The organism is Streptomyces sp. DI166, assembly GCF_900091315.1.
GTDB lineage: Bacteria > Actinomycetota > Actinomycetes > Streptomycetales > Streptomycetaceae > Streptomyces > Streptomyces fuscus.
This window is the reverse complement of the sequence record NZ_FLSP01000148.1, coordinates 1-13,576: the sequence shown is the minus strand read 5'-3', so window position 1 is coordinate 13,576 and position 13,576 is coordinate 1. Positions and strand designations below refer to the sequence as shown.

The 13,576-nt window shown below is 72.1% G+C and carries 11 protein-coding genes and 1 pseudogene; 7 read left to right on the top strand and 5 right to left on the bottom strand.

The window, feature by feature from the left end; all coding sequences use genetic code 11:
* The 3 genes and pseudogenes from GA0115233_RS41375 to GA0115233_RS37765 all read left to right on the top strand — a co-directional run.
* Window positions 1-426 (top strand): annotated as a pseudogene (locus GA0115233_RS41375) (hypothetical protein); the annotation flags it as partial.
* Window positions 427-728: 302 nt separating this feature from the next.
* Entirely contained in the window at window positions 729-1,403 is a 675-nt protein-coding gene (locus GA0115233_RS37770) for an RNA polymerase sigma factor (protein WP_093724993.1), read from the top strand.
* Window positions 1,403-2,419, top strand: coding sequence for a hypothetical protein (locus GA0115233_RS37765; RefSeq protein ID WP_093724991.1), 1,017 nt, complete (start codon window positions 1,403-1,405; stop codon window positions 2,417-2,419). Before GA0115233_RS37770 ends, GA0115233_RS37765 begins: the two co-directional genes overlap by 1 nt.
* A gap of 247 nt (window positions 2,420-2,666) precedes the next feature.
* On the opposite strand, the gene GA0115233_RS37760 is transcribed toward GA0115233_RS37765, so the two are convergent.
* A complete protein-coding gene (locus GA0115233_RS37760; protein WP_093724995.1) occupies window positions 2,667-3,488 on the bottom strand; it encodes a L,D-transpeptidase family protein in 822 nt (273 codons plus the stop codon).
* A 235-nt stretch (window positions 3,489-3,723) separates the two neighbouring features.
* Here GA0115233_RS37760 and GA0115233_RS37755 point away from each other — a divergent pair, with 235 nt between their 5' ends.
* Window positions 3,724-5,304: an acyl-CoA mutase large subunit family protein gene (locus GA0115233_RS37755; RefSeq protein WP_093724989.1), complete on the top strand. Its 1,581-nt coding sequence runs from the start codon at window positions 3,724-3,726 to the stop codon at window positions 5,302-5,304.
* Between the two features lie 68 nt (window positions 5,305-5,372).
* The gene (gene leuE, locus GA0115233_RS37750) at window positions 5,373-6,020 is read left to right on the top strand and encodes a leucine efflux protein LeuE (RefSeq protein ID WP_093724987.1); all 648 of its coding nucleotides are present in this window, start codon (window positions 5,373-5,375) and stop codon (window positions 6,018-6,020) included.
* Window positions 6,021-6,027: 7 nt separating this feature from the next.
* Here the strand turns inward: leuE and GA0115233_RS37745 are convergent, their stop codons facing one another.
* Window positions 6,028-7,422: an FAD-dependent oxidoreductase gene (locus GA0115233_RS37745; protein ID WP_093724985.1), complete on the bottom strand. Its 1,395-nt coding sequence runs from the start codon at window positions 7,420-7,422 to the stop codon at window positions 6,028-6,030.
* Between the two features lie 71 nt (window positions 7,423-7,493).
* Here GA0115233_RS37745 and GA0115233_RS37740 point away from each other — a divergent pair, with 71 nt between their 5' ends.
* A complete protein-coding gene (locus GA0115233_RS37740) occupies window positions 7,494-8,117 on the top strand; it encodes a TetR/AcrR family transcriptional regulator C-terminal domain-containing protein (RefSeq protein ID WP_093724983.1) in 624 nt (207 codons plus the stop codon).
* Window positions 8,118-8,162: 45 nt separating this feature from the next.
* Here GA0115233_RS37740 and GA0115233_RS37735 read toward each other — a convergent pair whose 3' ends face one another.
* From GA0115233_RS37735 to GA0115233_RS37725, 3 genes are all read right to left on the bottom strand, one after another.
* Window positions 8,163-9,263, bottom strand: a complete 1,101-nt coding sequence (locus tag GA0115233_RS37735) for an acyltransferase family protein (RefSeq protein ID WP_250746670.1) — start codon at window positions 9,261-9,263, stop codon at window positions 8,163-8,165.
* 166 nt (window positions 9,264-9,429) lie between these two features.
* On the bottom strand, window positions 9,430-10,767 hold the full coding sequence (locus GA0115233_RS37730; RefSeq protein ID WP_093724979.1) for an alpha-2,8-polysialyltransferase family protein: 1,338 nt from the start codon (window positions 10,765-10,767) through the stop codon (window positions 9,430-9,432).
* On the bottom strand, window positions 10,764-11,750 hold the full coding sequence (locus GA0115233_RS37725; RefSeq protein WP_093724977.1) for a glycosyltransferase family 2 protein: 987 nt from the start codon (window positions 11,748-11,750) through the stop codon (window positions 10,764-10,766). Before GA0115233_RS37725 ends, GA0115233_RS37730 begins: the two co-directional genes overlap by 4 nt.
* Window positions 11,751-11,948: 198 nt before the next feature.
* Here GA0115233_RS37725 and GA0115233_RS37720 point away from each other — a divergent pair, with 198 nt between their 5' ends.
* Window positions 11,949-13,277 carry a DUF6716 putative glycosyltransferase gene (locus GA0115233_RS37720; protein ID WP_093724976.1) on the top strand — a complete coding sequence of 443 codons (1,329 nt, stop codon included), beginning with the start codon at window positions 11,949-11,951 and terminating at the stop codon, window positions 13,275-13,277.
* The last annotated feature ends 299 nt before the right edge of the window (window positions 13,278-13,576 follow it).

Genomic DNA, 13,576 nt, shown 5'->3' with positions numbered 1-13,576 from the left:
GCGATCGGCACGGCGGGCTCCTCCACGGACGCCTCCGACTCCGGGACCGCACGCACCCCGTCCACCGCGGCCTCGGCCCCGTCGGACCCCGGCCCCGCCGGCACCCGCCCGAACACTCCCGGCCACGGCCCGACCGACCGCCCGGACACCGCGAAGGACACCGAGGCCCACTGCCGCGCCTACCCGCGCGTGTCGGGCAGCGGCAGGGCGCTGGAGTCGGCGGCCTGGAAGCGGCTGACCGAGGCGGCGGGCGGCGCGGACAAGGTCGAGACGTACTGCGCGAACCTGCTGGGCGACGAGGCGGGCGAGGCGGACAAGGGCCGCAGCGCCGCAGGTCAGCCGGACCGGGGCAGTGAGAACGGCCAGGGCGCGCAGAACGGGACGGGCAACGCCGGCGGCGGCCGGACCACCGGCCCGAAGAACTGACGCGAGACCCCCCGCACCCCTGCCAAAGCAACGGCCGGGGCCGCCACCCCCCACAGGAGAGGCCCCGGCCGTCGCGCGGCACGGGCCGCGCGGCGGCCCGTACTTCCTACAGCGCCGAGAGTGCGTTTTCTGTCACACCCCGCGTTGTCCCGACTGTGTTCCGCCTTGTACGGACATGGACGAGCAGCGGTTTCAGGTCGTAACGTGCCTTTCGCGCCGCACGGAAAAGTTGAATGATCACTGAAACCGTCGGCGGGCCCGCCTGACCGGGGCATCCACCTGACCACCAACCGAGGTACCGAGTGCTGGGGGACGACGCGGAGCTGACCGCCGCGCTGCTTGCGGCACAGGACGGGGACGAGACCGCGTTCCGGACTGTGTACCGCACGGTGCACCCTCGCCTGCTCGGATACGTACGGACCCTGGTCGGCGACCTCGACGCCGAGGACGTGACCTCGGAGGCGTGGCTGCAGATCGCCCGGGACCTGGAGCGCTTCAGCGGGGACGCGGACCGCTTCCGCGGCTGGGCCGCCCGAATAGCCCGCAACCGCGCGCTGGACCACATACGCATGCGCGGGCGCCGCCCCGCGACCGTCGGCGACGAGACGGAGCTGACCGGACGTGCCGCCGAGTGCGACACCGCCGGTGAGGCCATCGAGGCGCTGGCCACCGACAGCACCCTGTCCCTGATCGCCCGGCTCCCGCAGGACCAGGCCGAGGCCGTCGTCCTGCGCGTGGTCGTCGGCCTCGACGCGAAGACCGCCGCCGACACCCTGGGCAAGCGTCCGGGCGCGGTACGCACCGCCGCGCACCGGGGTCTGAAGCGCCTCGCCGAACTTCTCGGCGACCCGCCCGGCACCGATCCGGAATCGGCCGGGGTCCTCGACGCGATGCCCTCTCCGCGAGAACCGCGCGGGCGTGCGGTGACGTCCGCGAGTGTGACGCATACGCGCGCGCGGACGCAGAAGGATGTGTGATGGCCGACGAGCGCTTCAGATGGCTGGACCCCGAGACGGCGGAACGTCTGCTGAACGGAGAGCCACTGGACGCTGTCGACGCGGCCGACCGGGACGAAGCCGAACGCCTCGCCAAGACGCTGGAGGCGCTGACCGCCGAACCGGCCCCGATCAGCACCGAACTCCCCGGCGAGGCCGCCGCGTTGGCGGCGTTCCGCGCGGCCCGCACCCCTCGTGACGCTGCCTCCGGCGCCCCCGCGGGCGAGGACGCGGCGGACGTCGGCCTGGTCCGGATCGGCACCCCCGTAGAAAGGACCCGGGCCCCCCGCTGGGCGCGCCGGGCCCGCTTCGGGCTCGCCGCCGCGCTCGCCGTCGGCATGCTCGGCGGAGTCGCGGTCGCCGCCGGAACCGGAGCCCTGCCCACGCCCTTCGACAGCGACGAACCGACGCCCGCCGCCTCGGTCTCGGCCGCCGCGCCCGACCGCCCGCAGACATCTCCGTCCCCGAAGAACACACTGGGCGGCGAGCCCCCCTCCGGCAGGGAACTGAGCGGGACGGTGCAGCCCCCGGCCACCCCGCACCAGCCGGGCACCCGGCCCGACCCCACCCCCGGCGACGGCCACAAGGACACCGACGAGGGCTGGTCCCGTACCGCCGTGGCCGCCGCCTGCCGCGACTTCCGCGCGGGCCGTCACCTCTCCGACGAACGCCGCCAGGCCCTGGAAACGCTCGCGGGTCACCCCGGCCGCGTCGCGAAGTACTGCAAGGGCCTGCTCGCCGGGTTCGGCGGCGACCACGAACGCACCAAGCCCGACGGCCCTGGCAAGGACCACGACGGTGACGACGACCAGGACGACGACGACCGCGACCGAGGCCGTGGCCACGGGAACGGTCACGGCCACGGCAAGGACCACGACGGCGACGGCCACGGCAGGAACCACGGCCGGGGCGACGACCGCCACGCCCGCTCCACCGCCACCCCGGCCGACTCCCCGGCCGCCGCGGCCCTGGCCCGCGCCCAGCGCCCGGCACGCTGACCGACGGCCCGGCACGGCTTCCCCATGCTCCCCTGCCACCCCCCACGACACACCCGCTGACCTGCGAATTTGTAAAGCCGCAAGATTTTTTCGCGCGGGGTGTGACGTTTTCGGCGACGGGGGCGCAGTATCAAGTGAGCCGACTGGTCATCGGCCCTCGCACTGAGCCGGGGTTCCCCCCGTACCTACGGCTCGTGCACCTGGCGCGGGCGGGACACGTTCCCCCGGTCCCGTCCGCGCCCCACAGCTACCAGGAGACGACGACCTTGTCGCCGTTGCGGACCTGCTCGAACAGCTCCGCGATCGCTCCCTCGTCCCGGACGTTCACACAGCCGTGCGACGCGCCCGCGTATCCCCGGGCCGCGAAGTCGGACGAGTAGTGCACCGCCTGGCCCCCGCTGAAGAACATCGCGTACGGCATCGGCGAGTCGTACAGCGTGGAGTGGTGGTGCCGGGACTTCCAGTACACCTGGAACACGCCCTCCCGGGTCGGCGTGTACTGCGAGCCGAAGCGCACCGACACCGTGGTGAGCGTCCGCCCGTCGATCATCCAGCGCAGTGTGCGGCTGGTCTTGTCGATGCACAGCACCCGCCCGGTCAGGCACCGCGGATCGGGCTCGGCGGCCGGCTGCCCGCCCATCAGATACAGGTCCCACTTCCCCGGCTCCGTGGTCATCCCCAGCAGCCGCTTCCAGGTGACCGTGTCCGTCTTCCCGGTCCGCGGCAGCCCCCGCTTGCCCTGGAACCCCTTCACCGCCCGCTCGGTCAGGTCGTCGTACGTGCCCGTGGGTCCGTCGAAGAGCCACGCCACCTGCCGCAGCCGGGCCTGCAGTTCCCGGACGTCCCGGCCGGTGTCGCCCCGCGACCACAGGACCTTCGGCGGCGCGGGGGAGGAGGGGGAGGCGCTCGGCTTGGCGTCGTCCGACGGCTTCCCGCCGGTGGACGCCGACGCCGACGGCTCACGGTCCGGCAGGTCGATCCGTACCGGAGACCCGCCGTCCTCGCCCGTCTGCACCGTGCAGCCCGCGAGTACGGCCGCCGACGCCAGTGCCGCGGCCGATCTCCTCATGCTCACCATCCGGCCCCCCAACGACGTGGATGTCCCTAGAGATGCTCCCCGCGGATGACTGGTTGCGAACGACGGTGCATCGTTGTGACCGGGACCGCATCGCGGCTGTGAGGAAGGTCCCAGCGTGCTGCACTCCTCCGGGCGCGCCGCACGCGGCTACAGTCCGTCGAAGGGTCGGGCTGTACCAGTGAGTAATAGGCAGCGAGCGAAACTGCTCGGCGGGAGGCAACACACCATGGCGCGCGAGTCTGAGTCCGGACTGCCCATCGAGCCGGTCTACGGGCCGGAGGACCTGGCGGGCTGGGACGCGGCCGAGAAGCTGGGCGAACCGGGGAAGTACCCCTTCACCCGCGGTGTCTACCCGACGATGTACACCGGCCGCCCCTGGACCATGCGCCAGTACGCCGGCTTCGGTACCGCCACCGAGTCCAACGCCCGCTACAAGCAGCTCATCGCCAACGGCACCATGGGCCTGTCGGTCGCCTTCGACCTGCCCACCCAGATGGGCCACGACTCCGACGCGCCGATCGCCTCCGGGGAGGTCGGCAAGGTCGGTGTGGCCATCGACTCCATCGACGACATGCGCGTCCTGTTCGGCGGCATCCCGCTGGACAAGGTCTCCACGTCGATGACGATCAACGCGCCCGCCGCCCTGCTGCTGCTCCTGTACCAACTGGTCGCCGAGGAGCAGGGCGTCAGCGCCGACAAGCTCACCGGCACGATCCAGAACGACGTGCTGAAGGAGTACATCGCGCGCGGGACGTACATCTTCCCGCCCAAGCCGTCCCTGCGGCTGATCGCCGACATCTTCAAGTACTGCAAGGCCGAGATCCCGAAGTGGAACACCATCTCGATCTCCGGCTACCACATGGCCGAGGCCGGCGCGTCCCCCGCGCAGGAGATCGCGTTCACCCTCGCCGACGGCATCGAGTACGTCCGTACGGCCGTCGCCGCCGGCATGGACGTCGACGACTTCGCGCCCCGGCTGTCCTTCTTCTTCGTGGCCCGTACGACGATCCTGGAGGAGGTCGCCAAGTTCCGCGCGGCCCGCAGGATCTGGGCGCGGGTGATGAAGGAGGAGTTCGGCGCCAAGAACCCCAAGTCGCTGATGCTGCGCTTCCACACGCAGACCGCCGGTGTGCAGCTGACGGCCCAGCAGCCGGAGGTGAACCTGGTCCGCGTCGCCGTCCAGGGCCTCGCGGCGGTCCTCGGCGGCACCCAGTCCCTGCACACCAACTCCTTCGACGAGGCCATCGCGCTGCCGACGGACAAGTCGGCCCGCCTCGCCCTGCGCACCCAGCAGGTGCTGGCCTACGAGACCGATGTGACGGCCACCGTCGACCCCTTCGCGGGCTCCTACGTCATCGAGAAGATGACCGACGAGGTCGAGGCGGCCGCGCTGGAGCTGATGCGCAAGGTCGAGGAGCTCGGCGGCGCGGTCACCGCCATCGAGCAGGGCTTCCAGAAGAGCGAGATCGAGCGCAGCGCCTACCGCATCGCCCAGGAGACCGACTCCGGCGAGCGGGTGGTCGTCGGAGTCAACCGCTTCCAGCTGGAGGAGGAGGAGCCGTACGAGCCGCTGCGCGTGGACCCCGCCATCGAGGCCCAGCAGGCGGAGCGGCTCGCCAAGCTCCGCGCCGAGCGCGACCAGCAGGCCGTGGACACCGCCCTGGCCGCGCTGAAGAAGGCCGCCGAGGGTGAGGACAACGTCCTGTACCCGATGAAGGACGCCCTGCGCGCCCGCGCGACGGTCGGCGAGGTCTGCAACGCGCTGCGCGAGGTCTGGGGCACCTACGTGCCCTCCGACGCCTTCTGAGGGGCCGTCCGTCTCGCCCTGCGAAATCCGGTAAGGGAGTGTCACACCCTCGTGCGACACTCCCTTCCATGTTCGGCGTGATCGACCTTCCCACCTATCTCGCGGGCCTGATCCTGATCGTCCTGCTGCCCGGCCCCAACTCGCTGTACGTGCTCTCCGTGGCCGCCCGCAAGGGCGTCCGGTCCGGGTACACCGCCGCGGCCGGCGTCTGGTGCGGGGACACGGTGCTGATGACCCTGTCCGCGGCCGGAGTGGCCTCGCTGCTGCAGACCAACGCCGTGCTGTTCGCCGTCGTGAAGTACGCCGGTGCCGGCTACCTGACCTGGCTGGCCGTCGGCATGCTGCGGGCGGCCTGGGGGATGTGGCGGACCCGGCGGGAGGCCACCGCCGAACAGGCCCCGGCCCCGGCCGCCGACGAGCGGCCCTTCAGGCGCGCTTTCGTCGTCAGTCTGCTCAACCCCAAGGCGATCCTGTTCTTCGTCGCCTTCTTCGTGCAGTTCGTCGATCCCCAGTACGCCTACCCGGCGCTGTCCTTCGTGGTGCTCGGCGCCTTCGCCCAGCTCGCCAGCTTCCTGTACCTGAGTGCCCTGATATTCGGCGGGACGAAGCTGGCCGCCGCCTTCCGCCGCCGCAAGCGCCTGTCGGCGGGCGCGACCTCGGCGGCGGGCACGCTGTTCCTCGGCTTCGCGGTGAAGCTGACGATGGCGAGCGCGTAGGCGGGGCCTACAGGTTGAACCGGGCCAGATAGGCGTCCAGTCCGTCCGCCGTCGAGCCCGCCCAGCCGATGTACCCGTCCGGCCGTACGAGGAACAGGCCCCGGCCGTAGTAGGGCTGCTCCGGGCCGCAGACCACGTGGACCGCCGCGGGCACCTGCGGCACCTCGGTGCCGACGGCGACCAGCGTCCAGTGCGGGCCCTTGAACGCGTCGAACAGTCGTACGCCGCCCAGCCTGCCGTCCGGCGCGCGGTCGCCCGCCCGCAGCGGTTCCGGCTCGGTGCGGGTCTCCTCGGTGAGGGAGGAGTCGGGGTAGCCGAGCCCGAGCTGCCGGGTCTCCTTGCCGCGCCGGACCTCCCCGCGGTGGACCCCGGTGGTCAGCTGGAGCATGTCGGCGGCGACCCGGCGCCGCTCCTCCTCGTAGGTGTCCAGCAGCCCGGGACCGGCCCCGTCGCGCAGTACCGCCCCGAGCTTCCAGCCCAGGTTGTAGGCGTCCTGCACGCTGGTGTTCAGGCCCTGGCCGCCGGCCGGTGAGTGGATGTGCGCCGCGTCCCCGGCGAGGAAGACCCGGCCGACGCGGAAGCTGTCCGCCAGCGCGGCCCGGGGCCGGAAGTCCGAGGCCCACAGGACTTCGGTGACGTCCTCGGGGGCGAGGTGGGTGCGCTCGGCCACCGTCTTGCGCACGCCGTCCGGGGAGGTGTCCACCTCGGCGCCCTCCGGGAACTGCGCCACCACCTGGAAGTCCTCGGTGCCCGCCAGCGGGCAGATGGTGAAGAAGCCCACGGTCTCGGACGGCGGCCAGATGTGCCAGTTGTCCCGGTCGATGCCGGTGAGCCGCACGTCCGCCACCAGCGTCGGCTGCGGGTCGACCGTCTCGCCGGTCATCCCGACCCCGAGCGCCCGCCGCACCGCCGACCGGCCGCCGTCCGCCGCGACCGCGTACCGGGCCCGGACGGTGCCCCCGTCGGCGAAGGTGACGGTCAGCCCGTCGGCGTCCTGCTCCAGCGAGACCGCCTCCCGTCCGAAGGCGACGCTCCCGCCCAGCTCCAGCAGCCGGGCGTAGAGGATCTCCTGGGTCCGCCACTGCGGCACCATGCACGAGTCGTTGTAGGGCTCGTCCTCGGTCGGCTCGGCCGGGTCGAACAGGTGGTGCTCACCCAGCCGGCGGCCGTCCTTCCAGACCATCCCGACCGGGTAGCGCCCGCCCGCCGCCTGGATCGCCTCGACGACGCCGAGGTCGTGGAAGACCTCCATCGTCCGGGGCTGGAGCCCCTTGCCGCGCGAGCCGGGGAACAAGGCGTCCGCCTGCTCCACCACCAGCGCGTCCACGCCTCGCCGGGCGAGATCCACGCCCAGGGCGAGCCCGGTCGGCCCCGCACCCACGATCAAAACGTCGGTTTCCATGGCATTTCTCCTTAACGTTGTTAAGCGCCGTCGTTCACGAGGATGGCCTTAACGGCGTTAAGCTGTCAAGCGTGACGAAGGAACGAAGAGCCCCCCTGGACCGCCGCCAGGTGGCCGCCGCCGGGCTGAACCTGCTGAACGAGGCCGGTCTGCACGGCCTGACCCTGCGGGCCATCGCCAAGGAACTGGACGTCAAGGCGCCCGCGCTCTACTGGCACTTCAAGGACAAGCAGGCCCTGCTGGACGAGATGGCGACCGAGATGTACCGCCGGATGATCGCGGACTCCGACCTGGACCCGGCCGACACCTGGCGCGAGCGCCTGCTGAAGTCCAACCGCGGACTGCGCGCGGCACTGCTCCGCTACCGCGACGGCGCCAAGGTCTTCAGCGGCTCCAGCTTCACCGGCAACGAGTACGCCGAGCAGATGGAGGACAACCTGCGCCTGTTCACCTCGGCCGGCTTCACCCTGCCGCAGGCGGTCCGGGCCACGACGACCACGTACACCTACACCCTCGGCTTCGTCACGGAGGAGCAGGCGGCCGTGCCGCCCATCGAGGCCCGGGCCGAGCGGCTGGCCGACTTCCCCCTCACGGCGGCGGCGGGCCCGGAGATCTTCGCCGACTTCGACGCGCACTACGAGGAGGGCCTGACGATGGTCCTCGCCGGGATCGAGGCCACGTACGGGGTGCGCTGACCCAGGGCGGGTCCGTACGGCGTGCGCTGACCCCGGGCGGGTCCGTCAGCCGCGCCGCCGCCCGGCGAGGGCGTCCCGCAGCCGGGGCGTCAGCGGCTTCTCGACGTAACGGTTCAGCAGCCGGGCCAGCAGCAGCATCGCGCCGGTCGTCAGGGCGAAGGTCGCCCACGAGGACAGGCCCAGCTCCTGGTGGAGGGCCCGGATGACCACCCAGCCCAGGTGCTCGTGGACCAGGTAGAAGGGGTAGGTCAGCGCCCCGGCCACGGTCAGCCAGTGCCAGTCGGCCCGGCCGAGCAGGCCGAGCGCGATCGCCGCCACGGCCAGGAAGCCGAGCGTCACCACCAGCACGATGCCGAACGAGGAGCGGTGGGCGAAGACGTCCGGCCCCGGCGCCTGCCACAGCTCGCGCACCGCGTAGTGCTGCCCGATCAGCCAGCCCACGGCGACGATGCCCCAGGCGTACGGGTCCCGGCGGTCGCGGTGGACGAGGTAGAGGCCGACACCGCCGATGAAGAACGGCGCGTACTCGGGCATCAGGACCAGGTCCAGCAGCGGCTCGTCGGCGGCCTCGGCGACGGCCGCCGCCAGCGTCCAGCCCGCGCAGAACAGCACGACCCGCCGCCGGGTCACGCCGGGCAGGACCACGCACAGGGCGAACAGCGCGTAGAAGCGGACCTCCGCCCACAGGGTCCAGCAGACCCCGAGCACCCGGTCGACGCCCAGCGGCTGCTGGAGCATCGTCAGGTTCACCAGCGCGTCGCTCGGCGCGACCGCCTCGTAGGCCACCACCGGCAGCGCGAACACCGCGGTCACCAGGAGCACGGCGGCCCAGTACGCGGGCAGCAGCCGGGCGGCGCGGGAGGCGAAGAAGGACTTCAGCGGCCGCCCCCAGCCGCTCATGCAGATCACGAACCCGCTGATGACGAAGAAGACCTGGACACCGAGACAGCCGTAGGCGAAGTACCCGTGCAAGGTGGGGAACTGCTCGGCCGGGGAACTGCCCCAGGCGCCCGAGACCTCCCCGCCCCGCCCGCCGTAGTGGTAGGCGGCCACCATCAGCGCGGCCAGCAGCCGCAGCCCGTCCAGGGCGCGCAGCCGCGTGGGGGCGTGCGCCGTCCGTTCCGCCCGCCGGGGCGGATCGATCACCGTGCGGACGGTCGTGGTGGTCACAGCGATTCCCCTTGTCGGATTTTCTCCGGGTGCGTCTGGGCACGCTAGCCCGCGGCAGGGGAATGGCCGGGGAGACCGGCCAATGATTGGCCCCGTAGTACTGGTGGGTTCACCTGAACGTCGTTTTGTTTCCCCTTTCCCTTCAGCGCCGCACGGACTTCTTCAACGCCCGCGCCCGCCGCACGATCCGGCGCACCGTGGAATTGTGCGGAAGGAACGCGAGCCGTCGCGGGACACCTCCGGGAAGGCCGAGCGCGGTCAGCCGCTTGCGCCGGAAATAGCGGCGGGTGCGCGGACCGAGGTGCCGGGAGAGATATTCCTCGGCTTGCGGGCGCAGACCCGGATAAATCTGCGGCTGCATGGTGAACCCTATGGCGGCGACCAGTGCGCCCAGGGTGTCCGCCGGGACGGGCTCCTCGCCCGCGCGGCGCTCCAGGTCCGGCAGCAGCGCGTCCGCCAGCACGGCGGGGACGCGGTTGCTGTTCTGGTACGGCGTGAGCCCCTCCAGCAGTGGCTCGGTGCCGATGCGGGCGACGGGCAGGCCGTAGAAGGCGGACGCGGTGAACAGGGCGGTGGAGAAGCAGCCGACGACCAGGGCGGGGCGGGACTTCTCGAACAGTGTCTCGGCGAGCACCGGGACGTCCAGCACCGTCAGTTCGACGCCGAGCCGCTCCGCCTCGGTCTCCAGGGCGCGGCTGTAGCGGGCGGGCGCGGTGGGGTGGGGCTTGAAGACCAGCGCGCGGTGCCCGCGGGCGACGGCCCCGCGCACCATCCTGAGGTGCAGCTCCTCCTCTTCCTCCGGCGTCATGATGTTCAGCGCCGACAGGTACTGGCCGAGCAGCAGCGCGCAGTCGTCCGGCAGTACCGGCAGTTCCTCGACCGCGCCCGCGATCTCGCCCATCACCTTCAGGAAAGCCTCGCCGGGCACCACCTCGGCGGGCACGCCGAACTCGGTGAGCAGCAGCGGGGTCAGGCCCGGCACCAGGTCCAGGTGGAGCACCCGGCGCACCCGGGTGCCCACCAGCGGGTCGAGCTTGTTGCGGGTGGGGCCGTAGCTCATCAGGCCGTCGGCGTAGACATGGACGGGGGCGCCGGTGAAGATCTGCGCCACCGCGAGCGCCGGGTTGACCTGGAGGGACTCCAGGACCAGCTCCACCCGGTCCTCGCCCAGCCCCCACAGCAGCCGCAAGTGCCGCTCGAACAGCGGCAGGTCGTCCTGGCGCGGTGCCCAGGCGGCGGGGTGGAAGGGGCGGATGGCCTCGTTGAAGGAGTGCACCGCGTCGAAGTGGTCGCGCAGCGGCTCGAAGCCCGGCATCCGGTCGACCGGCAATGCGGTCTCCGGGCAGGCCGAGGTGTTGAACACCAGCAGCAGCCGGCGGTCCGCCTCGGCGAAGCACCCCGACTCCAGCGCGGCGGCCAGGGTGGCGGCGCCGTACAGGGTGGAGACGCAGTGGATCCGGGTGGTCCTACGAGCAGTCATGCGGCCGCCTTGGTCGTGGTGAACCGGCGCCGCAGCCGCCGCAGCCGGCCGGCCCGGCGCAGGTCCATGGTGTCGAGTACGTCTCCGAGCGCGTCCTGCGGCATCCGCTGTATGGCCGCCGCGCTCATGGACCGCAGCCGCTTGGCCACGGCTGGTTCCCACTTGGACTCGTCCGACAGATGGTGGGCGATGATCGCGCAATAGGTGCGGACCGCCTTGGGCAGCAGCCGGTCCGCCTCCCGGTCGGCCGCCGTCTCCTCGACCACCTGGTCGAAGGCCCGGATGAAGTCGAGTTGGCGGACGTCGCCGATCTGGGTGAGCGAACCGGCCACGCCCCGGCGGTAGAAGACGCCGAGCAGGCCGAGCACGGCGAACGACCGTGCCTCGCGGTGCAGTTTCCAGATCCACGGCCGGTCCTCCGCGGTGCGCAGTCCGTCCGTGAAGTGCAGCAGCCCCGCGTCCAGCAGCCGGCGGGAGTAGGCGCCGGCCCAGGCGTAGGCGTAGTCCACGGAGGTCGTCCGGTCGGCGGGCAGGATCGCCGCGCGCGGGTCGAGGACCTCGCCGCGGCGGCCGTGCGGCACCCGGTGCACCGACCGGGCCCGGGCCTTGGCCTGGACGTGGTCGGTGCGTACGAAGTCGCAGCCCAGCTCCTCGACGGCGGCGGCAAGTTCGCCGAGGTAGCCCGGCGCCAGCCAGTCGTCGCCGTCGAGGAAGGTGAGGAACTCCCCGCCCGCCTCGTCCAGTCCGGTGTTGCGGGCGGTGGCGAGTCCTCCGTTCACCTCGCGTCGGATGTAGCGCACCTGTGCGACATCCGAGAGTTGTTCGGTAGCGCGTTCGAGGATCGCCGGAGTCTCATCCGTCGAATGGTCGTCCACCAGGATGAACTCGAAGTCCCTACGAGCATTGGCCCGAAGACTTCTGAGTGTGTCCGGCGCGTATTGCTGCACGTTGTAGAACGGCACGATCACGGAAAGCTTTGGCACCCGCAAGAGATTAGAACGGCGGTCCGCGAGGGAACTTGACGGCGCGCGTACGACGGGTGAACTGAATGTGTCGGATCGGTGCATCGCCCGTGCATTCCGCCTTTCCGCGGGCCGGTTCGACTCGCGGTGGGGTGTTGTTAACTCTTTGTTGATTCGAGGTTGGGCTATACCTGGGAAATGCTTCCTAGCGTCTTCTTCGTGCCAGCAAGTACAACGAAGCCGCCGCGCATCGCCGTCCTCGCGGACTCCGACACCCGATGGAAATGGGGTGCTCTCACGGCGGGCCGCATCACCCCGGGTCCGGCCGCCGAATCCGGAGCCGGGGACGGCCCGCAAGCCGCCTTTGTCCTCGACGGATTCCTGCTGCGCGGCCGGGCCACGCCCACCGCCCGCCAGCTGGCCGAGGTCGGCGTGCGCGCGGACTCGCTGCGCGAGGTCACGGCGGTGGAGTTCCTGCGCGCGATGGGGGAGGAGCAGTACGACATGGTCGTCCTGGCCCTCGTCGGCGGCGGGGTGCAGGCCATGCTGCACGGCCTCAAGCGCGTGTGGGAGAACCGCGCGAAGCGCCCCGTGGTGATCACCGGCTATGTCGGCGTCGTCTACGAGAAGCTCGCCGACGGACTGCTGCTGCGGCACGGTGCCGACCTCGTCCTCGCCAACTCCCGCCAGGACGCCGAGCGGTTCCGCGCGGTCTACGAGGGCGTCGGCGCCGACGCCTCGGCGGTCACCGAGGTGGCGCTGCCGTTCCTGGGCGGTGCGCCCTACCCGGGGGAGCGCGACCCGTACACGGTGGTCTTCGCCGCGCAGCCCTCCGTCCCCGGGAACCGCCGGGACCGTACGTACCTGCTGGAGCGCCTGGTCCGGCACGCCCGGCTGCACCCCGGGCGCCGGGTCCTGCTGAAGCTGCGCTCCAGGCCGGGCGAACACACCACGCACATCGAGGAGTTGCCGTACCAGAAGCTCGCCGGGAAGCTGGCCGCGCCGGACAACTTCCAGCTGGTGTACGGGCACATGGGCGAGGTGCTGGACCGTGCCGACCTGCTGGTCACCGTCAGTTCCACGGCCGCGCTGGAGTCCCTGCACCGCCGTATCCCCACCGCGGTCCTCACCGACCTCGGGGTACGCGAGCAGCTCGGCAACCACCACTTCGTCGGCTCCGGCTGCCTGGCCTCCTGGGACCAGCTGGACGCGGGCCACCGGCCGGTCCCCGACGAGGAGTGGGTGTCCCGCCAGGGCGTGGCCACGGACGGCGCGTTCGACGCGGCCCGCGAACGGATCGCCAAGCTCCTGGCCCTGCCGCTCCCGCCCCTGACCCCGTACTACACCCCCGCCACGGCCCCGGGTTACCTCCCCGCCCTACTCGCCCGCCACCACTTGGCCCCCGACGGCTCCCCCCTCCCCGGAGCCCCGTCCCACGACCGCGCCCCCGGCCCGGTCCGCCAACTGACCCGCCGCGCAGCCCGCGCCGCCTACCGCCAAGGCGTCCAACGAGTGGCACCGGTCATCCGACGGATGGGGGAGCTGTGACCGCCGCGGCCCTTCCTCGTACGACGGAGCCGGCTACGACAGCGGTCGCCCCGACCCCGGCCGCCCGCCGTCACTGGGCACGGCGTCCGGCCCGCGTCCTTACGGCGGGCCCGGGCACGGCGGCAGCCGCCCCGGCCTCACCCCGAACGCCCACCGCCCCCGCGCCGGAGCCCTACCCCCGCCCGATCCCCGCCGCCCCCAGCCACCGGGCCCGGCGCCGGGCCCCGGCCCTCCGGAGACGGGGAGCGCCACCTGTGACGACCACCCCCGCCCTCCGGCGACCGGAGCGCCACCTGTGA